The organism is Pseudenterobacter timonensis (assembly GCF_900021175.1).
Classification (GTDB): Bacteria; Pseudomonadota; Gammaproteobacteria; order Enterobacterales; family Enterobacteriaceae; genus Enterobacter; species Enterobacter timonensis.
On sequence record NZ_FCOP01000013.1, the window covers coordinates 535,856 to 562,201 of the forward strand.

Below are 26,346 nucleotides of genomic sequence, written 5' to 3' on the forward strand. Positions count from 1 at the left end.
ACTGGCCTACAACATCGCAGTCTGTAGGCCGGGCAGGCGCAGCCGCCTCCCGGCAATGTGGCGCAATAAACTTATACCGCGCGAAACGCAATCTCACCCGGGATCACTTCGCCCTGCCAGTAAAGCTGCGCCGCCACGCGTCCCGCCAGCTGACGATAAATCTCCGCAAATTCGCTTGCCGGGCGGCTCACGACGGTCGGCTTACCGGCATCCAGATCTTCGCGCAGCGTAATATGCAGCGGCATCTGGCCCAGAAGCTGGGTGTGATACTGCTCGGCCAGCTTCTCAGCCCCGCCGGTGCCGAAGATCGGCTCGTGGTGGCCGCAGTTGCTGCAGATATGCATGCTCATATTTTCGACGATGCCAAGTACCGGCACCTCGACCTTCTCGAACATCACGATCCCTTTTTTGGCGTCGATCAGCGCAATATCCTGCGGCGTGGTCACCACGACCGCCCCCGTTACCGGAATATTTTGCGCCAGCGTCAGCTGGATATCACCGGTGCCCGGCGGCATGTCCAGTACCAGGTAGTCGAGATCCGGCCAGAGCGTCTCCTGCAGCATCTGCAGCAGCGCCTTGCTGGCCATCGGGCCGCGCCATACCATGGCGTTATCGTCGGTTACCAGATAGCCGATGGAGTTGGTCGCCAGCCCGTGCGCCATAATCGGCGCCATGTGGGTGCCGTCCGGCGAGGTGGGCCGCTGATTTTCCGCGCCAAGCATAGCCGGCACGGAAGGACCGTAAATATCGGCGTCCAGAATGCCAACCTTCGCCCCTTCAGCGGCGAGCGCCAGCGCCAGGTTTACTGCGGTAGAGGATTTACCTACCCCGCCCTTGCCGGAGCTGACGGCGATAATGTTTTTCACGCCGTTCACGCCCGGCTGGTTTTTCACCCGCTTCAGCGTGGCGATATTGTGCGACAGCTTCCAGTCGATCGCCTTTGCGCCGGTAATGCGCAGCAGCTCGGCGCTGCACTGCTCTTTTAACACCTCGAAGGCGTTCTTCCAGACGAACGGCATCTGCAGTTCAATATGAAGCGTCTCATCCAGCCACGCCACGTGGTGCAGCGCCTTGAGGGTGGTGAGATTGTGCTTCAGGGTGGGGTGCTGAAAATTAGCCAGCGTCCCGGCAACTATGGCCCGTAAGGCCTCCGGGGATTTGGCCTGGGATTGCGAACTCATCCCGACTCCTTTGTCGTTGTTCTAAAAGACCTGGTAACTATCCAGTTTACCCCAGAGACAGTAATTATTCATTTATGGATTAATGCCCTTATCACTTGGCGTAGATATTCCCTTTCGGGTAACATCAAACCCCCTTTTCACTGTTAAAAGAAGTAATACTCACTATGACTCAAGTCGCGAAGAAAATTCTGGTGACGTGCGCCCTGCCGTACGCTAACGGCTCCATCCACCTCGGCCACATGCTGGAGCATATCCAGGCTGATGTCTGGGTCCGTTACCAGCGAATGCGCGGCCACGAGGTGAACTTCATCTGCGCTGACGATGCCCACGGCACGCCGATCATGCTGAAAGCGCAGCAGCTAGGCATCACGCCGGAGCAGATGATCGCTGAAATGAGTCAGGAGCATCAGACCGATTTTGCCGGTTTTGACATCAGCTACGATAACTATCACTCCACGCACAGCGACGAGAACCGCGAGCTGGCCGGGCTGATCTACACCCGTCTGAAAGAGAACGGCTTTATTAAAAACCGTACCATCTCTCAGCTCTACGATCCGGAAAAAGGGATGTTCCTGCCGGATCGTTTCGTGAAAGGTACCTGTCCGAAGTGTAAATCTCCGGACCAGTATGGCGATAACTGCGAAGTGTGCGGCGCGACCTACAGCCCGACCGAGCTTATCGAGCCGAAATCGGTAGTCTCCGGCGCCACGCCGGTGATGCGTGATTCCGAACACTTTTTCTTCGACCTGCCGTCGTTCAGCGAAATGCTGCAGGCGTGGACCCGCAGCGGCGCGCTGCAGGAGCAGGTGGCGAACAAGATGCAGGAGTGGTTTGAATCCGGCCTGCAGCAGTGGGATATCTCCCGCGATGCGCCCTACTTCGGCTTTGAAATTCCGAACGCGCCGGGCAAATATTTCTACGTCTGGCTGGATGCGCCGATCGGCTACATGGGCTCCTTCAGGAACCTGTGCGACAAGCGCGGCGACACCACAAGCTTCGATGAATACTGGAAGAAAGATTCCACCGCCGAGCTCTACCATTTTATCGGCAAAGATATCGTCTACTTCCACAGCCTGTTCTGGCCAGCGATGCTGGAAGGCAGCAACTTCCGCAAGCCGACCAACCTCTTCGTCCACGGCTACGTGACGGTAAACGGCGCGAAGATGTCCAAATCCCGCGGCACGTTTATTAAGGCCAGCACCTGGCTGAACCATTTTGACGCCGACAGCCTGCGCTACTACTACACCGCGAAACTCTCTTCGCGCATCGACGATATCGACCTTAACCTGGAAGATTTCGTACAGCGCGTAAACGCGGATATCGTCAACAAAGTGGTGAACCTGGCGTCGCGGAACGCGGGCTTTATCACTAAACGTTTCGACGGCATGCTGGCCGCGGATCTGGCTGACCCGCAGCTCTATAAAACCTTTACCGACGCGGCAGAGACCATCGGTGAAGCGTGGGAAGCGCGCGAGTTTGGTAAAGCGGTGCGCGAAATTATGGCGCTGGCGGATCTGGCTAACCGCTATGTGGACGAGCAGGCGCCGTGGGTTGTCGCTAAACAGGAAGGCCGCGACGCGGATCTGCAGGCTATCTGCTCCATGGGCATCAACCTGTTCCGCGTGCTGATGACCTACCTGAAGCCGGTTCTGCCGCAACTTGCCGCTCGCGCCGAAGCGTTTTTAAATACCGAACTGAGCTGGAATGCCATCGCGCAGCCGCTGCTCGGTCATAAGGTGAACGCCTTTAAAGCCTTGTATAACCGTATCGATATGAAACAGGTAGATGCCCTCGTGGAAGCCTCAAAAGAAGAAGTAAAAGCCGCCGCCGCGCCGGTTACCGGCCCGCTGGCCGATGACCCGATCCAGGAAACCATCACGTTTGATGATTTCGCTAAAGTCGACCTGCGCGTGGCGCTGATTGAAAACGCGGAGTTTGTGGAAGGTTCCGACAAGCTGCTGCGTCTGACGCTGGATCTGGGCGGCGAGAAGCGTAACGTCTTCTCCGGTATTCGTTCTGCGTATCCCGATCCGCAGGTATTGGTTGGCCGTCTGACGGTGATGGTGGCGAACCTGGCGCCGCGTAAAATGCGCTTCGGCATCTCCGAGGGGATGGTGATGGCCGCAGGCCCGGGCGGGAAAGATATCTTCCTGTTAAGCCCTGACGAAGGGGCGAAGCCAGGCCAGCAGGTGAAATAAACGAAAAAGCCGGATTTGAAATCCGGCTTTTTTTTTGCCCGGCACCGCTACGCTTGCGCGGGCCTGCGGTTTTGCAGGCCGGGTAAGGCGAAGCCGCCCCCCGGCAAAACCATCACGATTTCGCGTTATGCACCCGGTGGGTCAGCCCGCGCAGGAAATTGCGCATAAACTGATCGCCACACTCGCGGTAGTTTTTATGATCCGGCGCGCGCATCATGGCGGTGATCTCCGGCATCGAGACGCGATACTTCTGCTCCGTCATGATGGCCTGAATGTCGTCGGTTTTCAGGGAAAAGGCGATACGCAGCTTTTTCAGCACCGTGTTGTTGTTAACGCGACGCTCCAGCGCCAGCTCGGGCGCGGACTCATCCTTGCCGCGTTTGTCGTAGATAAGGCCGTTCAGGAAGCCCGACAGGATGATATCCGGGCAGCGCACGAAGCCCTCCTCATCCTCTTTGGTCATCCAGGTGTCGAACCCGGCGGAGGTGGATTCCATGCCCGCCAGGGCAAGGATGCGCACCATATCGTTGTTATTTGCCTTCAGCGTATAGCGCAGGCTGCGGAGAATATCGTTACTAAGCATGAGAGCCTTATGATCGAGTAATGCAATAGCGCGCAGTGTACCAGTTTTACAGCCCAATCGCCTCTTTCAGGCTCTTCAGGTAGCGGCGGCTGACCGGCACCGTCTGTCCTGCGCGCAGTACCAGCTCCGCCTGGCCATTCTCTTCCAGACGGATCTCCTTCAGATGCGCCATATTCACCAGGTACTGACGATGGCAGCGCAGCAGCGGCGTCCGGCTCTCCAGCGTGCGCAGGGTCAGCTCGGTAAACCCTTCACTCCCCTCTGCGCTGGTGACAAAGACGCCGCTCAGACGGCTGCTGACAAACGCCACGTCATCCATCTGCAGCAGATAGATGCGGCTGTGTCCGGTGCACGGGATAAATTTCAGCGGCTGCTGGTGCTCCGGCAGCCGCGTCACATCCTGCGCGCTGCGCTCGTGGCGCAGACGGGCGAGAGTTTTCTCCAGCCGTTTCTCTTCAATCGGCTTTAAGAGATAGTCAAACGCATGCTCTTCAAACGCTTTCACCGCATACTCGTCAAAAGCGGTCAGAAAGACGATATAGGGGCGGTGCGCCGGGTCGAGCATCCCCACCATCTCCAGACCGCTGATACGCGGCATCTGGATATCCAGAAAGAGCACATCCGGGCGCAGCTTATGCACCGCGCCGATCGCTTCAATTGCATTGGCGCACTCTCCGACAATCTCTATCTCAGGGTGTTCCGCCAGCAGCACCCGCAGGTTTTCCCGCGCCAATGGCTCATCATCCACTATCAGCACTTTTAACATCCGTTTTCCTCCATGGGCAGTCGTAGGGTAATGCGGGTGAAGCGGTCCGGCTCGCAAATCACGGCAATGCCGCAGTCGTCGCCGAAACGGGCGCGCAGCCGTTTATCCACCAGGCTCATCCCGAGCCCGCCCGACTGCGCGTCGGGCTGGTAAAGGCCAGCGTTGTCCTCCACGTCCAGTACCAGATGGTGATTAAAACAGCTGGCGGTAATGGCGATCTCCCCCCTGCCCAGCAGCTGAGAAGTGCCATGCTTGATGGCGTTCTCCACAATCGGCTGCAGGGTAAAGGCGGGCAGCCGCTGGTAAGCCAGCTCGTCCGGAACGAACAGCGACACATGCAGGCGCGACTGAAAACGCGCCTTTTCTATTTGCAGATAGGCGTTCACATGCTCAATCTCGTCAGCCAGGGTGACAATCTCCGAAGGACGCTTCAGGTTCTTGCGAAAGAATGTAGAGAGAAATTGCACCAGCTGGGTGGCCTGCTCGCTGTCGCGGCGGATCACCGCTTTCAGGGTATTGAGCGCGTTAAAGAGAAAATGGGGATTGACCTGGGCGTGCAGCAGCTTGATCTCCGACTGAGTGAGTAGCGCCTTCTGCCGCTCATACTGCCCGGCGAGGATCTGCGCCGAGAGCAGCTGCGCGATTCCCTCCCCCAGGGTACGGTTGATAGAGCTGAAGAGCCGGTTTTTTGGCTCATAGAGCTTGATAGTGCCCATCACCCGCTGGTTCTCCCCGCGCAGGGGAATAACCAACGTCGAGCCGAGCTTGCACTGGGGATGGAGCGAGCAGCGATAGGGCACTTCGTTGCCGTCGGCGTAGACCACTTCGCCGGTCTCTATCGCGCGAAGCGTATAGGCCGACGAGATCGGCTTGCCCGGCAGATGGTGATCGTCACCGGTGCCGGTAAAAGCCAGCAGCTTTTCGCGATCGGTGATCGCCACCGCGCCGATATCCAGCTCCTGCCAGAGCACCTGCGCCACCTTCATGCTGTTCTCTTCGTTAAACCCCTGGCGCAGGATCCCCTCCGTGGAGGCAGCCACCTTCAGCGCGGTGGCGGAGAAGGCGGAGGTATATTTTTCAAACATGGCCCGCTTGTCGAGCAGGATACGCATAAAGAGCGCCGCGCCGACGGTATTGGTTACCACCATCGGGGTGGCGATATTCCTCACCAGATGCAGCGCATCGTCGAAGGGACGGGCGATAAGCAGAATGATGAGCATCTGCACCAGCTCGGCGACGAAGGTGATCGCCCCGGCGGTGAGGGGATTAAACACGTTATCCGGCCTGCCGCGGCGGATCAGATAGCTGTGAACCAGCCCGCCCAGCAGCCCCTCCACGATGGTGGAGACCATACAGCTCAATGCAGTCATGCCGCCCATGGAGTAACGGTGCAATCCGCCGGTGAGCCCCACCAGCCCGCCGACGACCGGGCCGCCCAGCAGCCCGCCCATGACGGCGCCAATGGCGCGGGTATTGGCGATGGAGTCTTCGATATGCAGCCCGAAATAGGTGCCGAGAATGCAGAAGATGGAGAAGGTGACGTAGCACAACAGCTTGTGCGGCAGGCGCACGGTGACCTGCATCAGCGGGATAAAAAGTCGCGTTTTGCTCATCAGCCAGGCGATAACCAGAAACACGCACATCTGCTGAAGCAGCAGCAACACCAGATTAAATTCGTACATACCCGCAAACCGCACCTGCTTAAAGCGCGTAACATACACTGATGCCTCTTCACTTTCTTTGAAGCATTGCAAAAAACGTAAAAATCGTGCCGGGGATCACACCGTTTCGCCACAAATTGCCCCGCTCCGGGTTTTATGCCGACAAACGGACAATTCTTCCTGGTTCGTCGATCCGCGTCTACAGTTATTCTGGGTATGCGTAAGCCTGGGGGCGGAGATGGCGCTGTACACGATAGGTGAAGTGGCATTGCTCTGTGATATTAATCCGGTCACGCTGCGGGCATGGCAGCGTCGCTATGACCTGCTTAAGCCGCAGCGCACCGACGGCGGCCATCGCCTGTTTAACGAGGCGGACATCGATCGCATCCGGGAGATCAAAAGCTGGATCGACAACGGCGTGCAGGTGAGCAAAGTCAAAATGCTCCTGAGCCAGGAAGGGGCGGAAAGCCACAGCGAATGGCGCGAACAGCAGGAGTTCCTGCTGCGCTTGCTGCAGGCGGGCAATCTGCAACGTCTGCGGGGGTGGCTCCATGAGCAGGGTCGGGATCACCCCGCGCAGACGCTCATTGTCCATCTCTTTATTCCGCTGCGCCGCCGCCTGCAAAGTCAGCAAACCACCTTACAGACCCTCTTAAGCATGCTCGACGGCGTGCTGATTAACTATATCTCCGTATGCCTCGCCTCGGCGCGCAAACGCGGCGGCAAGGATGCGCTGGTGGTGGGATGGAACGTTCACGACACCACCCGCCTGTGGCTGGAGGCGTGGATCGCCGCCCAGCAGGGATGGCGGGTTGACGTGCTGGCTCACTCGCTGGCGCAGCTGCGACCGGAGCTGTTTGAAGGCCAGACGCTGCTGGTCTGGTGCGGCGATCTCCCCACTCCCGCCCAGCAGCAGTCCCTCAACGAGTGGCGCCAGCATGGCTATGCGGTCTATCCGCTCGGCCAATCCCGCATTTAATGGTTCATTAACAGGTGTGCTTCACCGTATAATTATTCAGTTAACAACAGGAGCACATGATGAAAACAAGCAAAATCGCCGTCATTATTCTTTTCGCCTGTATGGCTATCGGCGGCATCGGCGGCGTTATGCTGGCGGGCTACTCTTTTATCGTTCGTGGCGGTGTCGGCTGATAAAGCGCGCCAGCCGCTCGAAGGCGCGATCCACAACGATGGCGGCCAGCGCCACCAGCAGTGCCCCCTGAAGAATATAGGCCGTATTAAAGCCGCTCAGGCCGATAATAATCGGCGTGCCGAGCGTGCTGACGCCCACCGTTGAGGCGATAGTCGCCGTACCAATATTCACGATCACCGAAGTGCGGATCCCCGCGATAATAACCGGCGCGGCAAGCGGCAGCTCCACGCGCAGCAGCCGCTGCGTGCGGCTCATCCCCATTCCCTGCGACACGCTCAGCACCGCTTCGGGCACCGCCGCCAGCCCCGCCAGCGTCGCCTGTAAAACCGGCAGTACGCCATAGAGGATCAGGGCGATAACGGCGGGCTGCTGACCAAAGCCGATGACCGGCACCGCAATTGCCAGTACCGCGACGGGAGGAAATGTCTGACCGATGGCGGCGATGGTCTCCACCAGCGGGCGAAACTCCCGTCCAGCCGGGCGCGTCACGGCGATCCCCGCCCCCACACCCAGCACCACGGCGATAAGACTGGATATCCCCACCAGCCAGCAGTGGGCCAGCATCAGGCTGATAAAGCTCTCCTGCTGATAGACCGGGCGCGGCAGTTCAGGAAACAGCGCGGCGAAGAGCGGCCCGCTGTGAGGCATCAGCCATAGCAGCGCCGCCAGCAGCGCAGCCAGCCAGAGGAGCGGATCACGCACCCACTTCATGCGCCGCCTCCCTCTCCAGCAGATCGCGAAAATAGAGCGTGCCGCACGGCGCGCCTGTCTCATCCACCACCGGCAGGATCTCGCAGCGGCGGGCGACAAAAAGCGAGAGCGCCTCGCGCAGATTCATCTGCGCCTGCAGCGGCTCGCCCAGCGCCAGCCCCGGCGTCGGGCGCATACAGTCCGCCACGCTGCGCAGGGAGAGCAGGCGCACGCCCAGTTCGCTGCGGCCAAAAAATTCCCGGACAAAATCACTGGCCGGATCGGTGAGCAGGCTCAGGGGAGTTCCCTGCTGCACCACCCTGCCGCCATCCATCAGCACCAGGTGATCGGCCAGACGTAGCGCCTCGTCGATGTCGTGCGTTACCAGCACGATGGTGCGACCAAGAATGCGATGAATGCGGGTCATCTCCGCTTGCAGCGCGCTGCGGGTTACCGGATCGAGCGCGCCGAACGGCTCATCCATCAGCAGCACCTGCGGATTGGCGGCCAGCGCCCGCGCCACCCCCACGCGCTGCTGCTGCCCGCCGGATAGCTGGTGCGGGTAGCGGTCGCGCAGCGTACTGTCCAGCCCCAGCAGCGCCATTAGCTCCTCCACCCGCTCACTGATTTTTTGCCGCCGCCATTTTTGCAGCTGCGGCACGGTGGCGATATTCTGCGCTACCGTCCAGTGCGGAAAGAGGCCGATGGACTGAATGGCGTAACCCATCCGGCGGCGCAGCTCCAGCACCGGCAGGCTGCGGATCTCCTCCCCGGCGAAGCGGATCATGCCGCTGTCATGCTCCACCAGCCGGTTGATCATCTTGAGGGTGGTCGATTTTCCGGAGCCGGAGGTGCCAATCAGCACTGAAAAGGCCCCTTCCGCAAAATGCAGATTCAGGTCGCTGACCGCCTGCTGCCCGGCAAAGCTTTTATTTACGTTCTGGAACTCAATCATCTTTTTTCCCCTCAATCAGGGCCAGCCACAGGGCAAACAGGGCATCTACCACCACCGCCAGGGCGATGGTCGGGATAACGCCCAGCAACACCAGATCCAGCGCGCTGCTGAGTAGCCCCTGAAAGACCAGCGCCCCGAATCCGCCTGCGCCAATCAGCGCCGCAATCACCGCCATGCCCACCGTCTGGACCGCCACCACGCGCAGGCTACGCAACAGCAGCGGCAGCGCGAGCGGCAGCTGGATCTGCAGAAAACGCTGGCGCGCGCTCATGCCCATGGCGCTGGCGCTCTCCAGCACATCCGCCGGAACCTGATCCAGCCCGGCCACGACGCCGCGCGCCAGGGGCAGCAAGGCGTAAAGCACCAGCGCGATCAGCGCGGGCGTCAACCCTGTCCCGGCGATCCCCAGCGAGGCGAGCGCCGGAAGTGCCTTCACCAGCCCCGCCAGAGGGGCGATCAGCAGGCCAAACAGCGCCACGGAAGGGATAGTCTGGATAACGTTCAACACGGCAAACACCCCGCCCTGCCGGGAGGGACGACGGTGACACCAGAGACCAACGGGAATGCCAATCAGCAGCGCCGGGACCAGCGTGCCGATGAGAATGGTCAGATGCTGAAGCAGCGCGTTGTCAAAAATCTCCTGACGATTCGCGTACTCCTTCAGCAGAGAGAGGTGGTTAAGCTCGCCGCTGAAGAGCAGCGCCAGCGGTAAAATCCATAGCTGCGCATGCAGTAGCCAGCGCCACAGCGGGTGTCGGGTCAGCCTGCGAATGGCGTCGCTACAGGCCAGCAGGCAGAGCGCCATCCACAGCCACAGGCCGCTGCCGATGGAGGTGCGGGCGAGAGGCGTCTCCACGCTGGCGAGGTGGCTGGCCGCCTGCCCGGCGCTCCAGGTCAGCAGCGCAAAGAGCAGTTCGCACACCAGAAGCGTCAGGATAAGCGACCGCCGCCCGCGCCGCAGCGACAGCGCCAGGATAATCCCCAGCGCCGCCACCATCGGGACGAGGCCAAACGACCACACCTGCCAGAGCGCGCGCCCCTCGCCGGAAACCAGCCGGTTAGGGGCGAAATTCACAAACGGCAGCGCGCAGGCCGCCAGCGCCACTAACGCCAGCAGCATCAGCACGCGGTTATGACATGTTATCGGCACAGCCCTGTCCTGTTACTTCACCAGTCCTTTTTGCTTCAGATAGTCTGCCGCCACCTTTTTCGCATCCAGCCCTTCCACCGCGATGCTGGCGTTAAGCTGCTGGAGCGTTTTTTCATCCAGGCTTTCGAAGACCGGCTTCAGCCATTCGTCCAGTTGCGGATACGCTTTCAGCACCGCCTCGCGGACCACCGGCGCGGGCGCATAAATCGGCTGCACCCCTTTCGGGTCGGTAAGCGTTTGCAGCCCCAGGGCCGCCACCGGGCCGTCGGTGCCGTAGGCCATCGCCGCGTTAACGCCGGAGGTCTGCTGGGCAGCGGCCTTGATGGTCACCGCCGTATCGCCACCTGCCAGCGACAGCAGCTGGCTCTGCTCAAGGCTGAAGTCATAGGCTTTTTCAAAGGCGGGCAGCGCATCCGGGCGCTCAATAAATTCCGCCGAGGCGGCAAGCTTAAATTCTCCCTTCTCTTTCAGGTAACGGCTCAGATCCGCCAGAGAGGTGAGCTTGCCTTTTTCCGCCAGATCCTTGCGCACGGCAATGGTCCAGGTGTTGTTAGCCGGGGCCGGAGTAAGCCAGATAAGCTTGTTCTGCTCCGCATCCAGCTTCTTCACCTTCTCATAGCCCTCTTTCGCATTTTTCCAGGCCGCATCGTTCTCCTGCTTGAAGAAAAAGGCGCCGTTGCCGGTATATTCCGGGTAGATATCCAGCTCGCCGGAGGTGATCGCCCCCCGCACCACCGGCGTGGTGCCAAGCTGCACTTTATTTACCGTTTTAACGCCGTGGCTCTCCAGCACCTGCAGGATGATATTCCCCAGCAGCGCCCCTTCCGTATCAATTTTTGATCCCACTTTTACCGGCTCGGCTGCCAGCAACGGCAGGCTGAGCGCCGCCAGCAGCGCCACAGAACCCAGCATCCCCTTTGAGAGTGTCATCACGCTTTCCTCATTATTTTGCCGCCTTTTTCATAGGCTTGAGTGAAAAGCGTAGTCGAAAATCGCCGTATTAACGTAGCCGCAGGAGAGGTTTTTTAGTGAAGAAAAGATTTGCCCCCGACAAGCGGGGGCAAAAGGGAGGGATTACAGCAGTTCGAACTCGCCCTGGTTAACGCGGGCGGAATCGAGGCCGATAAAGACATTGAATTTGCCCGGTTCCGCATCGTATTTCATCCGCTGGTTCCAGAACTTGAGGGCATTCACATCAATCGGGAAGCTGACGGTTTTGGTTTCACCCGGTTTGAGATCGATCTTCTCAAAGCCGCGCAGCTGCTTAACCGGGCGGCTCATGGAGGCGGTGACATCCTGCACATACATCTGGATGACCGTCGCCCCTTCCCGCTTGCCGGTATTGGTCACCTCCACGCTGGCGGTGACGCTGCCGTCACGCTTCATCGACGGGGCGGACATCTTCACCGGCGAGACCTTAAAGGTGGTGTAGCTCAGGCCATAGCCAAAGGGATAGAGCGGACCATTGGCTTCGTCGAAGTAGCGGGAGGTGTACTTGTTCGGCTTATCGGCGTTATAAGGACGCCCGGTGTTAAGGTGGCTGTAGTAGACCGGGATCTGCCCTACCGAACGCGGGAAGGAGATCGGCAGCTTGCCGGAGGGATTGTAATCCCCGAACAGGACGTCGGCGATGGCGTTACCGCCTTCGGTGCCGGCAAACCAGGTCTCCAGCATGGCGTCAGCCTGCTGATCCTCTTTCACCAGCGCCAGCGGACGTCCGTTCATCAGCACCAGCACCAGCGGCTTGCCGGTCGCTTTCAGGGCGGCAATCAGGTTGCGCTGGCTCTGGGGAATGGTGATATCGGTACGGCTCGACGCCTCATGCGCCATCCCCTGCGCTTCCCCTACAACCGCCACGACTACATCCGCCTGCTTCGCGGCGTTTACGGCTTCATCGATCATCGCCTGCGGAGTGCGTTCATCTACCTGCACCGCCGGTTCGTACTGGTTGAGGAAGTCAACAATGCCCTTATCGTCGGTAACGTTGGCCCCTTTGGCATAGATGACCTTGCCGCTTTCACCCATCGCATTTTTAATGCCGGTAAGCACGGTTACAGACTGATCGATCACGCCCGCGGCGGACCAGCTACCCATCACGTCGCGCTTGCTGTCCGCCAGCGGCCCCACCACCGCCACCGTGCCGCTCTTTTTCAGCGGCAGGGTATCGAGGCGGTTTTTCAGCAGCACCAGGCTTTCGCGGGCCACCTCGCGCGCCTCTTTACGGTGCAGGCGGCTTTCGGCGTTCGTATCTACCGGGTCGGACTCTTTCGGCCCCAGATGGCTGTATGGATCGTTAAACAGCCCCATATCATATTTGACGTTCAGCACGTGGCGGGCGGCGTCATCCAGCTCCGCCATCGTCACCTTGCCACTCTTGATAAGGCCCGGCAGGTATTTACTGTAATATTCGTCCGCCATGCTCATATCCACGCCGGACTTCACCGCTACGCGAACCGCATCTTCCGGGTCGGCGGCGGTGCCATGCTTAATTAGCTCTTTAATCGCGCCGTGGTCGGAGATGGTGATCCCCTTAAAGCCCCACTCGCCGCGCAGCAGATCTTTCAGCAGCCAGGGGTCCGAGGCGGCCGGCGTGCCGTTAAGCGAGTTCAGGGCGATCATCACCCCGCCGCTGCCCGCATCCAGCGCCGCTTTGTAGGGCGGCATATAGTCGTTAAACAACCGCTGGGAGCTCATGTCGACGGTGTTGTACTCCTTGCCCCCCTCCACCGCGCCGTAGGCGGCGAAGTGCTTCACGCTGGTCATTACGGAATAGCGATCCGCCGGGCTTTTGCCCTGCATCGCCTCGACCATGGTTTTACCCATCATGGCGGTCAGGTAGGTATCTTCGCCAAAGCCTTCCGACGCGCGGCCCCAGCGCGGATCGCGCGAAACATCGACCATCGGCGCCCAGGTCATATTCAGGCCATCATCCGCGGCCTCATAAGCGGAGACTTTGCCGACGGTTTTCACCGCGTCAAGGTTAAAGGAGGAGGCAAGGCCAAGACTGATTGGGAAAACGGTCCGCTGGCCGTGTACCACGTCGAAGGCGAAGAAGAGCGGGATCTTCAGGCGGCTTAGCGCCATCGCCTGATCCTGCATAACGCGGATATCCGGTCGGGTGACGGTGTTAAAAATGGCGCCTACCTGACCCTTTTTAATCATTTCGCGGATCGCCTCTTTCGGGTTATCCGGACCGACGCTTATCAGGCGCAGCTGGCCGATCTTCTCATCGACCGTCATCTCCTTGAGCAGCTTGCTGACAAAAGCGTCACGGGCCTGCGGCGTTAACGGATGCGCATCCGTCCGTTCGTCAGCCAGAGCAGGCTGTAGCGCCAGACTCACCGCGACACCTAAAGAACATAGCCATTTCATGTCGTTTTTACTCTCTCAAATAACTGCCGGCAACGTCGGCCAACGCTTGCGAAAAACGCAGTGTGCCATAAACACCCCAACGCGGGCAGGTTTATACTCTGATTTTTCTCATAAATACGCGTTCGCTTAACCTTTAATCGCGCTATGCTTTACAGAATTTCCCCACCACAAGGAGTGGAAGATGTCTTCTGTTCGAACGCAAAATAACGATCTCTTCATTCGCGAACTGTCGCGCCTGGTTGGCGATGCTCACCTGCTCACCGACCCGGCCAAAACCGCCCGCTACCGTAAGGGCTTCCGTTCCGGCCAGGGCGACGCGCTGGCGGTGGTCTTTCCCGGCACGCTTCTGGAATTATGGCGCGTTCTTGGCGCCTGTGTGGCCGCAGACAAAATCATTTTGATGCAGGCCGCGAACACCGGTCTTACCGAAGGCTCCACGCCAAACGGGAACGACTACGATCGCGACATTGTCATTATCAGCACCCTGCGCCTCGATAAATTGCACCTGCTGGATAAAGGCGAACAGGTGCTGGCTTATCCCGGCACGACCCTCTATTCGCTGGAAAAAGCGCTCAAGCCGCTGGGTCGCGAGCCTCATTCGGTGATCGGCTCTTCCTGCATCGGCGCCTCTGTCGTGGGCGGGATTTGCAATAACTCCGGCGGCTCGCTGGTACAACGCGGCCCGGCCTATACCGAGATGTCGCTCTTTGCCCGCATCGATGAGAACGGCAAACTTCAGCTGGTGAACCATCTGGGAATCGACTTAGGGGTAACGCCGGAGCAGATCCTCAGCAAGCTGGATGATGACCGGGTGCGCGACGAGGATGTGCAGCACGATGGCCGCCCGGCGCACGATCGCGACTATGTCACCCGGGTGCGCGACATTGAGGCCGATACCCCCGCGCGCTATAACGCCGACCCGGACCGCCTGTTTGAATCTTCCGGCTGTGCCGGCAAGCTGGCGGTTTTTGCCGTGCGTCTCGACACCTTTGTAGCGGAGAAAAATCAGCAGGTCTTTTACATCGGCACCAACCAGCCCGAGGTACTGACCGAGATCCGCCGCCATATTCTCGGCCAGTTCGCCAGCCTGCCGGTAGCGGGCGAGTATATGCACCGGGACATTTACGACATCGCCGAGCGCTACGGGAAAGATACCTTCCTGATGATCGACAAGCTTGGCACCGACAAGATGCCTTTCTTCTTCACCATGAAGGGGCGAACCGATGCGATGCTGGAAAAAGTCTCGCTCTTTAAGCCGCACTTTACCGACCGCTTTATGCAGAAAATCGGCAATGTCTTTCCGGCGCATCTTCCCTCACGGATGAAGAGCTGGCGCGACCGCTACGAGCATCACCTGCTGCTGAAGATGGCGGGTGACGGGGTGGCGGAAGCGCAAACCTGGCTGACGGAATTTTTCAAAACCGCCGAAGGGGATTTCTTCGCCTGTACGCCGGAAGAAGGGAGCAAAGCTTTCCTGCATCGCTTTGCCGCCGCGGGGGCCGCCATTCGTTATCAGGCGGTCCATTCCGAAGAGGTGGAGGATATTCTGGCGCTGGATATCGCCCTGCGCCGTAACGACACCGACTGGTTTGAGCGGCTACCGCCTGAGATCGACAGCAAACTGGTGCATAAGCTCTACTACGGCCATTTTATGTGCCACGTCTTCCACCAGGACTATATCGTCAAAAAAGGGGTGGATGCCCATGCGCTGAAAGAGGAGATGCTGGAGCTGCTGCGCGCGCGCGGCGCGCAATATCCGGCGGAGCACAACGTCGGCCATCTCTACGAAGCGCCGGAGACGCTGAAGAAATTTTATCGTGAAAACGATCCGACAAACAGCATGAACCCCGGCATCGGCAAAACCACGAAGAAGAAATACTGGCAGGAAAACGCGCCTTCAGCAGACTCCACCTCCCCCTCTATGGAAGAGACGATAAAGCCGCACTGAAATGATTGTTAACGTTACCACAATCATAATAGAGTAGCTTTACCCCGCCGGAGAGAGCGCTCTCCGGCCTTTCTTTCTGGGAGTAAGCAGCTCATGGCCGCCATTGATATTTTATCTGCGTCCGAGACCGAGGTACGCGACGCGCAGCCTGACGATGTCCACGCGATTGCAGCCATCTACGCCTGGCATGTTCTTAACGGACGCGCCTCGTTCGAAGAGGTTCCCCCTACCGACGAAGAAATGCGCCAGCGCATGGAGAAGGTGACTGAGGCAGGGTTACCGTGGCTGGTGGCGCTTTACCGCGGCGTGGTGGTGGGTTATTGCTACGCCTCTTATTACCGTCCCCGCCCGGCTTACCGCTTTACGCTGGAGGAGTCGATTTACGTCGATGCCAGCACCACCGGGCGTGGCTTTGGCAGCGCCCTGCTCTCTGCGCTGATCGCGCGCTGTGAAGAGGGCCCGTGGCGACAGCTGATTGCGGTAGTTGGCGACGGACATAATAATCCCGGCTCGCTGCGTCTGCATAAGAAGCACGGATTTGAAGTGGCCGGACAGCTCAGAAGCGTCGGCTACAAGAAGGGAAACTGGCGCGATACGCTGATTATGCAGCGCCCCCTCAATGAGGGCGACTGGACGTTGCCGGAATAAACGCTGGCCCGGTTTTCCGCCGGGCCATCATCGCTTAATCGTTCTGCGCGGTCTGCGCGCTCGCCATCTGCGCCGCTTTCTGCTTTTTATAGCTCAGCGCCGCCGCAGGCACCGGCATCACCTTCCCGGTTTCAATCCATGTCCGCAGACGGCTGGCGTCGGCGAAGTGGGTATATTTGCCGAACGCATCCATCACCACCAGCGCCACCGGCTTGCCGTTAAAGACGGTCCGCATCACCAGACAGTGGCCAGCGGCGTTGGTAAAGCCGGTTTTGGTCAGCTGAATATTCCAGTTGTTACGGTAAACCAGATGGTTGGTGTTACGGAACGGCAGCGTATAGGCGGGATGGGAGAAGGTCGCCATATCTTCCCGCGTGGTGCTGAGCTGGCCAATCAGCGGATACTGTTTGGTGGCGATCAGCAGGCGGGTTAAATCCCGGGCGGTGGAGACGTTATGGATCGACAGCCCCGTCGGCTCAACAAAATGGGTGTTAGTCATACCCAGCGCTTTCGCTTTGGCATTCATCGCGCGGATAAAGGCGTCGTAGCCGCCCGGATAGTGGTGGGCAAGGCTGGCGGCAGCGCGGTTTTCCGAGGACATCAGCGCCAGCAGCAGCATATTTTTACGGCTGATCTCGCTGTTAAGGCGCACGCGGGAGTATACGCCTTTCATCTCCGGCGTATGGCTGATATCCACCTTCAGCGTCTCGTCCAGCGGCAGGTGGGCATCCAGCACCACCATCGCGGTCATCAGCTTGGTAATGGAGGCGATCGGCCGCACCAGATCGGGATGGCTGGCGTAGATCACCTTGTTTGTATTGAGATCGACAATCATCGCGCTACCGGAAGCGATTTCCGGCTGGGTGGCGGTGGTAGCCGCAGCGGTGTTTGCCAGTACCGGCGTGGCAACGGGCACAGCCAGAATCAGCGCAAGGCTAAGTAGTGAAACGCGGAGTTTGAGCATGGCGAGATTTCAGATAATTATTCATGCACGTGATGACGTACGCTGCCTGCGTTAACGGGCAAACACAGGCTGGCTAAGGCATGATAGCGGGCCTGGCGGGATGTCGCCAGTGAAGAATCATGTTGAAATGCTGCATTGCTGGCATTTACGCCAGCAATGCTTTTTCCTCAAAAGAGGTGGTATCCGTAGCCCCAGAGGATCACCGTCAGCGCCAGCAGCACCTCCAGTAACAGGACGCCAATCGCCAGGGTGGGACCGGAAAAATTGAGCCCCTCTTCTTTGTTGATATTAAGAAAGGCGGGAACACCGATAAAGAGCAGATAGCCGGTATAGAAGAGCGCCACCGCCCCTGCCAGTGCGCAGAGCCACACCAGCGGCCAGAGCGCCACGATGCCACTTAAAAAAAGCGGCGTCGCCACATAGCCCGCAAAAACCATGCAGTTGGTGAGCGGCGGGCGTTGCGGATAACGGCGCGCCATCCAGTGAATAACCAGCCCCATCACCGCCACCCCGGCCAGCATCAGGCCATAGAAGGCGGCGCCAAAGAGCAGCCCCGTCATGAGAGAGAGCCTGACGACGTTGCCGTCGCCAAAGTCCCAGCCGATTTGCGTCGTACCGATAAATGCGCAGATCACCGGCACCGCAGCCATCAACAGGACATGGTGCGTGTAATGATGCGCGACCGTTTCGTTTTCGTTGCGGATGACCCGCATTTCACGATCGGGATGGGAGAAAAGTCCCCAGACATGGTTCATACAGCCCCCTTGTTGTCGGCGAGGTTAGCACCAGAGGTAAGTATAATGCAGGCTGTAGATTATTTTTTGTACAGCCGCAAAAATGCGTTGCCTGGAATCCTCTGTAGTTGCCCGCATCGTGAACGAGAGAGTGTATGCTTAAAGCTGGTTTTTTCAGGGAGACGACGTTTACCCCATGGATATCAACAGTCTGATTGCGCATTACGGCTATGCGGCGCTGGTTGTCGGCAGCATGGCCGAGGGTGAAACGATTACCCTGCTTGGCGGCGTGGCGGCCCATCAGGGTCTGCTGCGTTTTCCGTTGGTGGTAGCCGCCGTGGCGCTGGGCGGCATGATTGGCGATCAGGTGCTCTATCTGCTGGGGCTGCGCTTCGGCTCCCGGCTGCTGGGCCGCTTCAAGAAGCACCGTAAAAAGATCCATCGCGCGCAGCGGCTTATCCAGAACCACCCTTACCTGTTTGTGATCGGCACTCGCTTTATGTACGGCTTTCGCATTATCGGGCCGCTGCTGATAGGCGCCAGCCGCCTGCCGCCGAAGATTTTTTTGCCGCTGAATATCGTGGGGGCATTAGCCTGGGCGCTGATATTCACCTCAATCGGGTACGCGGGCGGAGAGGTGATCGGTCCCTGGCTGCACAGCCTGGATCAGCACCTTAAACACTGGATCTGGGTGATTCTGGCGGTCGCGATCGTGGTGGGCATCCGGCTCGGGTTTATGTACCGGGAAAAAAGGCGGGAGAAGCGCCGCTAAAGCGATCTCCCCCCCTTTGGCTAACCGTTACTCCGCAGGCTTAAACTGCGGATTCGCCAGCATAAAACCGCCGTCCACGATAAAGGACTGGCCGGTGGTGTAGCTGGCATCGGAATCGCACAGCCAGGCGACGAGGCTCGCAATCTCCCGGGTATAACCCGGCCGGCCGAGCGGAATGTTCGGCATCGACCCCTCTTTCACCTCGCTCTCGCTCATATCGTTCATCGGAGTGGCAATGGCGCCAGGCGCCACGGCGTTGACGAGGATTTTGTGACTCACAAGCTCAAGCGCCATCGATTTGGTTAAGCCGCCTAAAGCATGTTTGGCTGCCGTATAGGCGCTGGCTTCCGGCAGCGGCGTATGCTCATGTACCGAGGTGATATTGACAATCCGCCCGCCCTCGCCCTGTTTTACCATCTGTCGGGCGGCAATTTGCGAGCAGAGAAAGGCGCCATCCACATCCACGGTGAGGATCGAGCGCCAGGCCTCAAAGTCCATCTCCAGGAAGGGGGCTTTGGTCATGGCGCCCGCATTGTTTACCAGCACGTCGAGACGCCCTAGACGAGCGATAATCGTCTCCAGCGCTTTCGCCCCGTCGGGAAGATGGCTCAAATCGAGCTGTACGGCTTCGGCGCGGCGACCCAGCGCTTCGATTTCGCGACAGGTCTTTTGCGCACCCTCTTCGTCGCTGTGCCAGGTGACGCCGATATCAAACCCGCGTTCAGCCAGCATCAGCGCCGTGGTTTTGCCGATCCCTGAATCAGATGCCGTGACGATAGCCACGCGTTGCGTTGTTCCCATACCTACCTCCAGAAGTGTACAAAGAGGTAAGTATAGATAACGCCCGCGGTTTAACCCTGATGGTAACCGCCGCCCAGCGCGGAAGTGAGCTGTAGCGTGGCGTCCACATACTGCCCCTTCAGCGTAAGCCCGGCGATCTGCTCCTCCAGGGAGGGGATTTTGGCTTCGCTCAGACGGGAGCCGGCAATAATCCCGGCGTTAAAGCGCGCCTGGGCCAGCTGCACAACCCGTTCGGCATCGGACTCCACCTGCTGCTGATGCTGGTTTTTTTGCATCAGCGTCTCGACCTGGCTGGCGCTGTGGGCGACTTCATTCACCGCATCCACCACCGCTTTGTTGTAGTTCGCCACCGACAGATTGCTTTGCGCCTGGGCGATATCGAGGTTGGCGTTCAGCCGTCCACTGTCAAAAATCGGCAGGGAGAAGCCGGCGGTCACCCCCATCTGCTGGGCTGACGAGCGGAAGAGATCGCTCAGGTGCAGCGCATCCTGCTGCAAAAAGCCCATCAGGTTGACATCGGGATAGAAGGCCGCTTTTGCCGCGTCGACTTCGCTGAGAGAGGATTCAATGTACCAGCGCGCCTCCTGCAGATCCGGGCGGCGGGCCAGCAGCTCATAGCCCAGCGTCGGGGGCAGCGAGGCCTCCACCTTCGGCAGCGCGTGCGGCGTCAGGGTAATGGAGGGCGAGTTGGTCAGCGCCTGCAGGCGGACCTCGATCTCCTTCATTCTGCCTTGCACGCCCGCAATCTGCTGCTCGGTCTTGCTGGCGTTGATGTCGGTTTCCACCCCTTCCACCGAGGAGGTGATGCCGTGCTGATAAAGCGCGCGGTCGGCGCCGATAATGTTCAGCTGCTCCTGCTTAACCTTCGTCAGCAGGTTACTGATGGCCGATTCGGTCTGCCATTGCCAGTAGAGACGTGCCACGCTGGTAGCCAGCAGCTGGCGGGCCTGCTCCATCTCCGCTTTTTGCGCATTCACTCGCCCGACCCGGGATTCAACCAGGGCACGGTTTTTACCCCACAGATCCAGATCCCATCCGGCGGTCAGGCCGAAGGTGGCGTTGGTGTACCACGGCCCGGTGGTGCCGGCAGCCGGATCGTTAAGGGCGAAGGGACCCATTACCCCTTCAGCCGACATCTTTTGCCGCTCCACATCGCCTGAAAAATCGAGGCGCGGGCCGTCTGCGGATTCCGCCATTTGCGCCTGCGCCTGCGCCAGCACGATGCGCTGACGGGCAATCGCCATGTCCGGGGAGTCCGCCAGCGCCTTGTCGATCAGCCTGTCGAGCTGCGGATCGTGAAAATCTTTCCACCAGCTGTTTTTCGGCCACTGGCGGGTGATAAGCGTGGTGTCGATTCGGGCGGCGGGAGCTTGCCTGCTGAGCGACGGCGCCGTATCGTGCCCCGGCGCGCAAGCGACAAGCAGACAAGAGAGAGGAAGACAAATAAGCAGAGAAGCGGAACGTTTCATAGCGGCATTCACAGGCAAAAAGAAAAACGCAAAATACGCCTGCTGTTGCACTTTTTTTTAGGAAGTCGTGGCAATCCGTAAAATGTCATACTTGCACACAATCAGAAAAATATTTTTGTTATAAATTAGTGAATTAGATGTATTAACAATGCTTATGGATTTTACCTGCCGTCAGGCTGCTACACTTTCTTTATACAAGTGCAACTGGCAACGGAGCAGGGAATGAAAATCTTACTGTGGGTTATTTTAATTATCTTTCTGATCGGCCTGCTGGTGGTTACCGGCGTATTTAAGATGATTTTCTGAGGATGGACCCGACCGCGCGCCCGCGCGGTCGGCTGACGTTACTGCGCAATCACCCGCGCAATTTCCGCCGAACTTTGCAGAGTACGAATTTGCTGAAAAAGGGTCAGCGCCTCGCTGTACTCTTTACGTAAATAACTCAGCCACTGTTTAATGCGCGCCACGTGATAGAGGCCGGTATCCCCCTGCTTCTCCAGCCGGGTATATTTTTGCAGCAGGGTCATGACTTCCGGCCAAGGCATGCGGGGTTCGTTATATTTGATTACCCGGCTGAGGTTAGGCACGTTCAGCGCCCCGCGGCCAATCATCACCGCCTCGCAGCCGGTCTGCTGCATACAGGCCTGCGCGCTCTCGTAATCCCAGATTTCACCGTTGGCGATAACCGGAATGGTCAGACGTTTGCGGATCTCGCCAATCGCCTGCCAGTTGATGCGCTCGGCTTTATAACCGTCTTCTTTGGTGCGCCCGTGCACCACCAGCTCCGTGGCGCCCGCCTGCTGAACGGCATCGGCAATTTCAAACTGGCGCGCGCTGCTATCCCAGCCAAGACGCACCTTAACCGTGACCGGCAGCTCAGCCGGCACCGCTTCGCGCATCGCTTTCGCCCCGCGATAGATAAGGTCGGGATCTTTCAGCAGCGTGGCGCCGCCGCCGCTGCCGTTGACCATTTTCGACGGGCAGCCGCAGTTAAGATCCACGCCCCACGAACCAAGCTCCACCGCCCGGGCGGCGTTTTCCGCCAGCCACTGGGGATGCTGGCCGAGCAGCTGTATACGCACCAGCGTACCGGAGGAGGTGCGGCTCTGGCGGTGAAGCTCCGGGCAGAGCCGGTAGAACGATTTTACCGGCAGCAGCATATCGACCACCCGCAAAAACTCGGTGACGCAGAGATCGTAATCATTCACCTCGGTCAGCAGCTCGCGCACCAGCGAGTCAAGCACGCCTTCCATCGGGGCCAGTAAAACACGCATATCGTTACCCGGAAAAAAAAGAGGCGCTATGGTAGCGCCTCTGCATGCAGCTTTCCACTGCCAGACGCGGGCGGCTGGCGGCGAAGGGTAAAACGCCTGATGGCGCTGCGCTTATCAGGCCTACAAAGGCTATGTGCGTTAAAACGCCTGATGGCGCTGCGCTTATCAGGCCTACAAAGGCTTTGTGCGCTAAAACGCCTGATGCGCTGCGCTTATCAGGCCTACAAAGGCTTATGTGCGCTAAAACGCCTGATGCGCTGCGCTTATCAGGCCTACAAAGGCTTTGTGCGCTAAAACGCCTGATGGCGCTGCGCTTATCAGGCCTACAAAGGCTTTGTGCGCTAAAACGCCTGATGGCGCTGCGCTTATCAGGCCTACAAAGGCTATGCGCGCGCAACGCCATCGGCAATCAGGCTACCGCGGCTGCAGGCAATTATCCTCTTTCCACCCGTACAACCACTCTATACCGCGATAAAACTCCGCCTGCGTTTTCCCCTTCCAGAGCAGATTACGTACCTGCCGCTCCACCCCTGCCGCGTGGTACAGTCGCCCCATCTCGCGGGTTGACCAGACGATACGCGCCGTGCGCGGGATCCGCACCGACTCATAGAGCGCAAACGCGCTGGCCGCATCCCCGCCGCACTCGGTCAGCGCCTTGCCCAGCGTAACCGCATCTTCCAGCGCCATGCAGGCCCCCTGCGCCATATACTGCGCTACCGGATGCGCGGCGTCGCCCACCAGCGTGATACGATCGTTGCCCCACTTGCCGACCGGCTCCCGGTCGGCGGTGGACCAGCGCCGCCAGGAGGTCGGTTTATCCAGCATCTGGCGCGGGCGCGGGTGAATGCCTTCAAAATAGGAGAGTACCTCTTCCTTACTGCCGTCGCGCACGCCCCACTCCTCCTTTTCACGGCTGTGAAAGGTCACCACCAGGTTGTACTGTTTCCCGCCGCGCAGCGGATAGTGAACCAGGTGACAGTGCGGCCCCGCCCACAGTACCGGCGCGTTGATTCGCAGATCGTCCGGCATATCCTCCCGCTCCACTACCGCCCGGTAGACCACGTGGCCGGTCACGCGAGGGGTATCGCCGAGCAGACTTTGCCGCACCACCGACTTCACGCCGTCGCAGCCGATCAGAATATCCGCGGTCCAGCTGTTGCCCTTGTCGTCAAACACGGTGACCTCGTCGTCGGTCTGGCGGATATCCACCACCTGCGTCGAGGTGCAGTAGTTCACCCCGGGGTGCTGCAGGGCCGCTTCCCAGACGGTGGCATGAATATCCACCCGATGGATCACCGCATAGGGGCCGCCAAAGTGCTCCCGGAACGCCTCTCCCGTTTCAATGCGAATCACCTCTTCACCGTTCACCGCGTCCATCATGGTGATGTGATCGGTAAAGACCGCGCGCTGGCGGGCCACGTCGCCCACCCCGAGGCTGTCGAGCGCCGAAAACGCGTTCGGCCCCAGCTGGATCCCGGCGCCAATTTCGCCGATCTCGTGCGCTTTCTCCAGCAGCATGACCTGAATGCCCTGACGGGCCAGGGAGAGCGCGGTCGCCGCGCCGCCAATACCGCCGCCGACAATAATAGCCCGCGTGACTTTAGCCATATTTTTCTCCTTCTCCGTTTACGCCGGGATCTTATCCTGCTGGTTTTCAGGGGCGGCGGTGATAAAGGCAGGCAGCGCCATACAGGCCTCATAGACCGCTTTACAGCGCGGATAGCCGCTCAAATCACAGCCCATTCGCAGCGCGTTCGCCCACTGCGGCACCAGGCAGCAGTCCGCCAGCGTTGGCGTAGCGCCAACACAAAACGGGCCGACATCGCTGCGGCGCAGCAGCTGCTCCACCGCGCTGAGCCCCTGCTGGATCCAGTGTGCGTACCAGCGATTTTTCTCCTCCTCGCTCACCTTCAGCTCGTCGCTGAGGTAGCGCAACACCCGCAGATTGTTGATGGGGTGGATATCGCAACAGATGGCGTAGACCACCTCCAGCACCCGCATACGCTCCGGATCGTTCGTCGGCAGCAGCGGCGGCTGCGGAAAATGTCTGTCCAGCCAGTCAGTAATCGCCAGCGACTGCCCCAGCGCGTCGCCCTCATCGGTGATCAGCGCAGGCACCAGCCCCACCGGATTGAGACGCCGGTACTCCAGCGAATTTTGCTGGCCGATACGGATGTTGACCCCCACGGTCTCATGGTCAATGCCCTTCAGCGCCAGCGCGATGCGGACGCGATACGAGGCGGAACTATTAAAAAAACTGTACAGCTTCATCGCTCACCTCAGACAATTTTCACCGAAATGGGGGTTAACCCCTCTACGTTACCGGTGATGGTTTCGCCCTTCACAACCGCGCCAACGCCCTCCGGCGTGCCGGTGAAGATCAGATCCCCTGGCTGAAGCTCGAAGAAGCCGGAGAGATAGCTGATGGTCTCTTTCACATCCCAGATGAGGTGTTCGATATCGCTGCGCTGGCGATCCTGGCCGTCAACCTGCAGCCAGATGGGGGCTTTGTCGAGAGACGGCACGTCGGCCACCTTGTGCAGCGGCGCAATCGGGGCGGAGAGGTCGAACGCTTTGCCGATCTCCCACGGGCGTCCCATCTGGCGCATCTCCATCTGGCGATCGCGGCGGGTCATATCCAGACCGGTGGCATATCCCCAGATATACTCCTGGGCCTCTTCCAGCGGGATGTCGCTGCCTTTTTTACCGATGGCGACCACCAGCTCGATCTCATAGTGGTAGTTGTCGGTCTGCGCCGGGTAAGGCAGGTTCAGGGTTTCGCCCGCGGCGACCGGCACCACGGCGTCGGCGGGCTTACAGAAGAAGAACGGCGGCTCGCGGTCCGGGTCAAAACCCATCTCCCGGGCATGCGCGGCGTAGTTACGGCCTACACAGTAGACGCGGCGTACCGGGAACTGCTCCTCGCTGCCAGCGACCGGAATCGCCACCGGGGCCTGGGGTTCAAATACATAGTTGCTCATTGTTCTTCTCCTGATTAATAACGCGCTTCACGGAACAGCCCCAGGGCTTCCTGGACTGGCCGGTCCGAAAAACTAAATAACACGCTCTCTTCTGGCGTGCGGAAAGAGACGCTGTGCCAGGTCGGCACCACAAAAATATCTTTCGCGCTGAAGCTGAAGGTCTGGTTGCCGATGGTCACCTCGCCGCTCCCCTCCACCACGTGGTAGATGGTGCTATCGGTGGTACGCGCCTGGCGGGAATGGAAGCCTTTCGGCAGCAGCTGCAGGAAGGCGCCCATGGAGGGCATCGGGTAGCCGCCGGTAACCGGGTTGACGTAGCGCATCTTGTAGCCGTCCCACTCGTCGGCCTCGCCCATGCGGGTCAGGTCGTGCAGCGCATCGCGGCTGCGGTCGTAGCGATAGTTGAAAATCGGCGAGGAGTTACCGGCCTGATGGCGCAGCGGCAGCATGTTGGCGGCGTAGCGCGGCAGGTAGTCCCCCTCCTTGCGCGTCACCGGCTGCTGCTCCTCCGGATAATCTTCGGCGAAACCGCAGCCGAGGTAGTTCACCAGCGGCAGATCCAGGCCGTCCAGCCAGACTACCGGCTCATCGCCCGGGTTACCGTGGTCGTGCCAGCGCCACTGCGGGGTAAGGATAAAGTCGCCCGGACTCATCCGGGTGCGCTCCCCGTCAACGGCGGTAAAGGCGCCCTGCCCTTCCACCACAAAGCGCAGCGCCGACTGGTTATGGCGATGGCTCGGCGCCACTTCGCCCGGCATGATCAGTTGCAGACCGGCGTAGAGCGATGAGGTAATGGATGACTGTCCGCGCAGAGCCGGGTTTTCCAGCACCAGCACGCGGCGTACCGCCTCTTTCGCGCCGATCAGGGTACCGCTCTCCAGCAGCAGCGGGCGTATTTCCTGATAGTTCCAGTAAGCGGGCGCGCAGTTGGCGTTCGGCGTTTTCGGCACCAGATGATGCAGCGACTCCCACAGCGGCGTCAGGTTTTGCCCGGCAATGTGCTGATAGAACTGCTGGCGATCGTGTTTTACGTCAGAGGTCATTAT

Annotated in this window: 26 protein-coding genes; 8 read left to right on the forward strand and 18 right to left on the reverse strand. The window is 59.5% G+C overall.

Annotated elements, in window-relative coordinates; translation table 11 throughout:
- Window positions 1–71: 71 nt before the first annotated feature.
- Window positions 72–1,181, reverse strand: a complete 1,110-nt coding sequence (gene apbC, locus BN3796_RS17925; RefSeq protein ID WP_061709707.1) for an iron-sulfur cluster carrier protein ApbC — start codon at window positions 1,179–1,181, stop codon at window positions 72–74.
- A 164-nt stretch (window positions 1,182–1,345) separates the two neighbouring features.
- Here apbC and metG point away from each other — a divergent pair, with 164 nt between their 5' ends.
- Window positions 1,346–3,379, forward strand: a complete 2,034-nt coding sequence (metG, locus tag BN3796_RS17930; protein WP_061709708.1) for a methionine--tRNA ligase — start codon at window positions 1,346–1,348, stop codon at window positions 3,377–3,379.
- 112 nt (window positions 3,380–3,491) lie between these two features.
- Here metG and BN3796_RS17935 read toward each other — a convergent pair whose 3' ends face one another.
- From BN3796_RS17935 to BN3796_RS17945, 3 genes are read right to left on the reverse strand one after another with little or no spacing between them, the layout of a single operon-like run.
- Window positions 3,492–3,962 carry a YehS family protein gene (locus tag BN3796_RS17935; RefSeq protein ID WP_061709709.1) on the reverse strand — a complete coding sequence of 157 codons (471 nt, stop codon included), beginning with the start codon at window positions 3,960–3,962 and terminating at the stop codon, window positions 3,492–3,494.
- Window positions 3,963–4,008: 46 nt separating this feature from the next.
- A complete protein-coding gene (btsR, locus tag BN3796_RS17940) occupies window positions 4,009–4,728 on the reverse strand; it encodes a two-component system response regulator BtsR (RefSeq protein WP_061709710.1) in 720 nt (239 codons plus the stop codon).
- Window positions 4,722–6,410 carry a sensor histidine kinase gene (locus BN3796_RS17945; protein ID WP_061710057.1) on the reverse strand — a complete coding sequence of 563 codons (1,689 nt, stop codon included), beginning with the start codon at window positions 6,408–6,410 and terminating at the stop codon, window positions 4,722–4,724. The genes btsR and BN3796_RS17945 overlap by 7 nt, the downstream gene beginning before the upstream one ends.
- 217 nt (window positions 6,411–6,627) lie before the next feature.
- Here BN3796_RS17945 and mlrA point away from each other — a divergent pair, with 217 nt between their 5' ends.
- Together mlrA and BN3796_RS20420 are read left to right on the forward strand one after the other, a co-directional pair.
- Window positions 6,628–7,368, forward strand: a complete 741-nt coding sequence (mlrA, locus tag BN3796_RS17950; RefSeq protein ID WP_061709711.1) for an HTH-type transcriptional regulator MlrA — start codon at window positions 6,628–6,630, stop codon at window positions 7,366–7,368.
- A 59-nt stretch (window positions 7,369–7,427) separates the two neighbouring features.
- On the forward strand, window positions 7,428–7,541 hold the full coding sequence (locus BN3796_RS20420) for a protein YohO (protein ID WP_073885276.1): 114 nt from the start codon (window positions 7,428–7,430) through the stop codon (window positions 7,539–7,541).
- Here BN3796_RS20420 and BN3796_RS17955 read toward each other — a convergent pair.
- From BN3796_RS17955 to bglX, 5 genes are all read right to left on the reverse strand, one after another.
- Entirely contained in the window at window positions 7,516–8,253 is a 738-nt protein-coding gene (locus BN3796_RS17955) for an ABC transporter permease (RefSeq protein ID WP_061709712.1), read from the reverse strand. The genes BN3796_RS20420 and BN3796_RS17955 overlap by 26 nt on opposite strands.
- Window positions 8,237–9,187 carry an ABC transporter ATP-binding protein gene (locus BN3796_RS17960; RefSeq protein ID WP_061709713.1) on the reverse strand — a complete coding sequence of 317 codons (951 nt, stop codon included), beginning with the start codon at window positions 9,185–9,187 and terminating at the stop codon, window positions 8,237–8,239. Before BN3796_RS17960 ends, BN3796_RS17955 begins: the two co-directional genes overlap by 17 nt.
- Entirely contained in the window at window positions 9,180–10,337 is a 1,158-nt protein-coding gene (locus BN3796_RS17965; protein ID WP_061709714.1) for an ABC transporter permease, read from the reverse strand. The genes BN3796_RS17960 and BN3796_RS17965 overlap by 8 nt, the downstream gene beginning before the upstream one ends.
- Window positions 10,338–10,349: 12 nt before the next feature.
- Complete coding sequence (gene osmF, locus BN3796_RS17970) at window positions 10,350–11,267, reverse strand: glycine betaine ABC transporter substrate-binding protein OsmF (protein WP_061709715.1); 918 nt, start codon at window positions 11,265–11,267, stop codon at window positions 10,350–10,352.
- Window positions 11,268–11,411: 144 nt separating this feature from the next.
- The gene (bglX, locus tag BN3796_RS17975; protein WP_061709716.1) at window positions 11,412–13,709 is read right to left on the reverse strand and encodes a beta-glucosidase BglX; all 2,298 of its coding nucleotides are present in this window, start codon (window positions 13,707–13,709) and stop codon (window positions 11,412–11,414) included.
- 181 nt (window positions 13,710–13,890) lie between these two features.
- On the opposite strand from bglX, the gene dld reads away from it, so the two are divergent.
- Window positions 13,891–15,657 carry a D-lactate dehydrogenase gene (gene dld / locus BN3796_RS17980; protein ID WP_061709717.1) on the forward strand — a complete coding sequence of 589 codons (1,767 nt, stop codon included), beginning with the start codon at window positions 13,891–13,893 and terminating at the stop codon, window positions 15,655–15,657.
- Window positions 15,658–15,750: 93 nt separating this feature from the next.
- Window positions 15,751–16,305, forward strand: coding sequence for a GNAT family N-acetyltransferase (locus tag BN3796_RS17985; protein WP_061709718.1), 555 nt, complete (start codon window positions 15,751–15,753; stop codon window positions 16,303–16,305).
- Between the two features lie 34 nt (window positions 16,306–16,339).
- Here BN3796_RS17985 and pbpG read toward each other — a convergent pair whose 3' ends face one another.
- Both pbpG and BN3796_RS17995 read right to left on the reverse strand, forming a co-directional pair.
- Window positions 16,340–17,269, reverse strand: a complete 930-nt coding sequence (gene pbpG, locus BN3796_RS17990) for a D-alanyl-D-alanine endopeptidase (protein WP_061709719.1) — start codon at window positions 17,267–17,269, stop codon at window positions 16,340–16,342.
- A gap of 167 nt (window positions 17,270–17,436) precedes the next feature.
- Entirely contained in the window at window positions 17,437–18,024 is a 588-nt protein-coding gene (locus BN3796_RS17995) for a Yip1 family protein (protein WP_061709720.1), read from the reverse strand.
- Between the two features lie 175 nt (window positions 18,025–18,199).
- On the opposite strand from BN3796_RS17995, the gene BN3796_RS18000 reads away from it, so the two are divergent.
- The gene (locus BN3796_RS18000) at window positions 18,200–18,775 is read left to right on the forward strand and encodes a DedA family protein (RefSeq protein WP_061709721.1); all 576 of its coding nucleotides are present in this window, start codon (window positions 18,200–18,202) and stop codon (window positions 18,773–18,775) included.
- A gap of 27 nt (window positions 18,776–18,802) precedes the next feature.
- Here BN3796_RS18000 and BN3796_RS18005 read toward each other — a convergent pair whose 3' ends face one another.
- Together BN3796_RS18005 and mdtQ are read right to left on the reverse strand one after the other, a co-directional pair.
- Entirely contained in the window at window positions 18,803–19,576 is a 774-nt protein-coding gene (locus BN3796_RS18005; protein WP_061709722.1) for an SDR family oxidoreductase, read from the reverse strand.
- A gap of 50 nt (window positions 19,577–19,626) precedes the next feature.
- On the reverse strand, window positions 19,627–21,045 hold the full coding sequence (gene mdtQ, locus BN3796_RS18010; RefSeq protein ID WP_061710058.1) for a multidrug resistance outer membrane protein MdtQ: 1,419 nt from the start codon (window positions 21,043–21,045) through the stop codon (window positions 19,627–19,629).
- Window positions 21,046–21,267: 222 nt separating this feature from the next.
- On the opposite strand from mdtQ, the gene yohP reads away from it, so the two are divergent.
- The gene (yohP, locus tag BN3796_RS21265; protein ID WP_015572324.1) at window positions 21,268–21,351 is read left to right on the forward strand and encodes a small membrane protein YohP; all 84 of its coding nucleotides are present in this window, start codon (window positions 21,268–21,270) and stop codon (window positions 21,349–21,351) included.
- Window positions 21,352–21,389: 38 nt separating this feature from the next.
- On the opposite strand, the gene dusC is transcribed toward yohP, so the two are convergent.
- Window positions 21,390–22,319, reverse strand: a complete 930-nt coding sequence (gene dusC, locus BN3796_RS18015) for a tRNA dihydrouridine(16) synthase DusC (protein ID WP_061709723.1) — start codon at window positions 22,317–22,319, stop codon at window positions 21,390–21,392.
- Window positions 22,320–22,418: 99 nt separating this feature from the next.
- On the opposite strand from dusC, the gene BN3796_RS20795 reads away from it, so the two are divergent.
- Complete coding sequence (locus BN3796_RS20795) at window positions 22,419–22,613, forward strand: hypothetical protein (protein ID WP_155848013.1); 195 nt, start codon at window positions 22,419–22,421, stop codon at window positions 22,611–22,613.
- Window positions 22,614–22,733: 120 nt separating this feature from the next.
- On the opposite strand, the gene BN3796_RS18020 is transcribed toward BN3796_RS20795, so the two are convergent.
- Genes BN3796_RS18020 through gtdA form a run of 4 tightly spaced genes read right to left on the reverse strand, consistent with a single transcriptional unit; the run spans window position 22,734 to window position 26,343 of the window.
- On the reverse strand, window positions 22,734–23,927 hold the full coding sequence (locus BN3796_RS18020) for a 3-hydroxybenzoate 6-monooxygenase (RefSeq protein ID WP_061709724.1): 1,194 nt from the start codon (window positions 23,925–23,927) through the stop codon (window positions 22,734–22,736).
- Window positions 23,928–23,945: 18 nt separating this feature from the next.
- Entirely contained in the window at window positions 23,946–24,590 is a 645-nt protein-coding gene (gene maiA / locus BN3796_RS18025) for a maleylacetoacetate isomerase (protein ID WP_061709725.1), read from the reverse strand.
- 8 nt (window positions 24,591–24,598) lie between these two features.
- The gene (locus BN3796_RS18030; RefSeq protein ID WP_061709726.1) at window positions 24,599–25,300 is read right to left on the reverse strand and encodes a fumarylacetoacetate hydrolase family protein; all 702 of its coding nucleotides are present in this window, start codon (window positions 25,298–25,300) and stop codon (window positions 24,599–24,601) included.
- 14 nt (window positions 25,301–25,314) lie between these two features.
- Window positions 25,315–26,343 (reverse strand): gentisate 1,2-dioxygenase, encoded by a 1,029-nt coding sequence (gene gtdA, locus BN3796_RS18035; protein WP_061709727.1) that lies wholly within the window; start codon window positions 26,341–26,343, stop codon window positions 25,315–25,317.
- Window positions 26,344–26,346: the final 3 nt, after the last annotated feature.

Excerpts from the sequence above, each read along its gene's own strand:
- apbC (WP_061709707.1), bottom strand. The coding sequence starts at position 1,181 with ATGAGTTCGCAATCCCAGGCCAAATCCCCGGAGGCCTTACGGGCCATA.
- metG (WP_061709708.1), top strand. The coding sequence starts at position 1,346 with ATGACTCAAGTCGCGAAGAAAATTCTGGTGACGTGCGCCCTGCCGTAC.
- BN3796_RS17935 (WP_061709709.1), bottom strand. The coding sequence starts at position 3,962 with ATGCTTAGTAACGATATTCTCCGCAGCCTGCGCTATACGCTGAAGGCA.
- btsR (WP_061709710.1), bottom strand. The coding sequence starts at position 4,728 with ATGTTAAAAGTGCTGATAGTGGATGATGAGCCATTGGCGCGGGAAAAC.
- BN3796_RS17945 (WP_061710057.1), bottom strand. The coding sequence starts at position 6,410 with ATGTACGAATTTAATCTGGTGTTGCTGCTGCTTCAGCAGATGTGCGTG.
- mlrA (WP_061709711.1), top strand. The coding sequence starts at position 6,628 with ATGGCGCTGTACACGATAGGTGAAGTGGCATTGCTCTGTGATATTAAT.
- BN3796_RS20420 (WP_073885276.1), top strand. The coding sequence starts at position 7,428 with ATGAAAACAAGCAAAATCGCCGTCATTATTCTTTTCGCCTGTATGGCT.
- BN3796_RS17955 (WP_061709712.1), bottom strand. The coding sequence starts at position 8,253 with ATGAAGTGGGTGCGTGATCCGCTCCTCTGGCTGGCTGCGCTGCTGGCG.
- BN3796_RS17960 (WP_061709713.1), bottom strand. The coding sequence starts at position 9,187 with ATGATTGAGTTCCAGAACGTAAATAAAAGCTTTGCCGGGCAGCAGGCG.
- osmF (WP_061709715.1), bottom strand. The coding sequence starts at position 11,267 with ATGACACTCTCAAAGGGGATGCTGGGTTCTGTGGCGCTGCTGGCGGCG.
- bglX (WP_061709716.1), bottom strand. The coding sequence starts at position 13,709 with ATGAAATGGCTATGTTCTTTAGGTGTCGCGGTGAGTCTGGCGCTACAG.
- dld (WP_061709717.1), top strand. The coding sequence starts at position 13,891 with ATGTCTTCTGTTCGAACGCAAAATAACGATCTCTTCATTCGCGAACTG.
- BN3796_RS17985 (WP_061709718.1), top strand. The coding sequence starts at position 15,751 with ATGGCCGCCATTGATATTTTATCTGCGTCCGAGACCGAGGTACGCGAC.
- pbpG (WP_061709719.1), bottom strand. The coding sequence starts at position 17,269 with ATGCTCAAACTCCGCGTTTCACTACTTAGCCTTGCGCTGATTCTGGCT.
- BN3796_RS17995 (WP_061709720.1), bottom strand. The coding sequence starts at position 18,024 with ATGAACCATGTCTGGGGACTTTTCTCCCATCCCGATCGTGAAATGCGG.
- BN3796_RS18000 (WP_061709721.1), top strand. The coding sequence starts at position 18,200 with ATGGATATCAACAGTCTGATTGCGCATTACGGCTATGCGGCGCTGGTT.
- BN3796_RS18005 (WP_061709722.1), bottom strand. The coding sequence starts at position 19,576 with ATGGGAACAACGCAACGCGTGGCTATCGTCACGGCATCTGATTCAGGG.
- mdtQ (WP_061710058.1), bottom strand. The coding sequence starts at position 21,045 with ATGAAACGTTCCGCTTCTCTGCTTATTTGTCTTCCTCTCTCTTGTCTG.
- yohP (WP_015572324.1), top strand. The coding sequence starts at position 21,268 with ATGAAAATCTTACTGTGGGTTATTTTAATTATCTTTCTGATCGGCCTG.
- dusC (WP_061709723.1), bottom strand. The coding sequence starts at position 22,319 with ATGCGTGTTTTACTGGCCCCGATGGAAGGCGTGCTTGACTCGCTGGTG.
- BN3796_RS20795 (WP_155848013.1), top strand. The coding sequence starts at position 22,419 with ATGGCGCTGCGCTTATCAGGCCTACAAAGGCTATGTGCGTTAAAACGC.
- BN3796_RS18020 (WP_061709724.1), bottom strand. The coding sequence starts at position 23,927 with ATGGCTAAAGTCACGCGGGCTATTATTGTCGGCGGCGGTATTGGCGGC.
- maiA (WP_061709725.1), bottom strand. The coding sequence starts at position 24,590 with ATGAAGCTGTACAGTTTTTTTAATAGTTCCGCCTCGTATCGCGTCCGC.
- BN3796_RS18030 (WP_061709726.1), bottom strand. The coding sequence starts at position 25,300 with ATGAGCAACTATGTATTTGAACCCCAGGCCCCGGTGGCGATTCCGGTC.
- gtdA (WP_061709727.1), bottom strand. The coding sequence starts at position 26,343 with ATGACCTCTGACGTAAAACACGATCGCCAGCAGTTCTATCAGCACATT.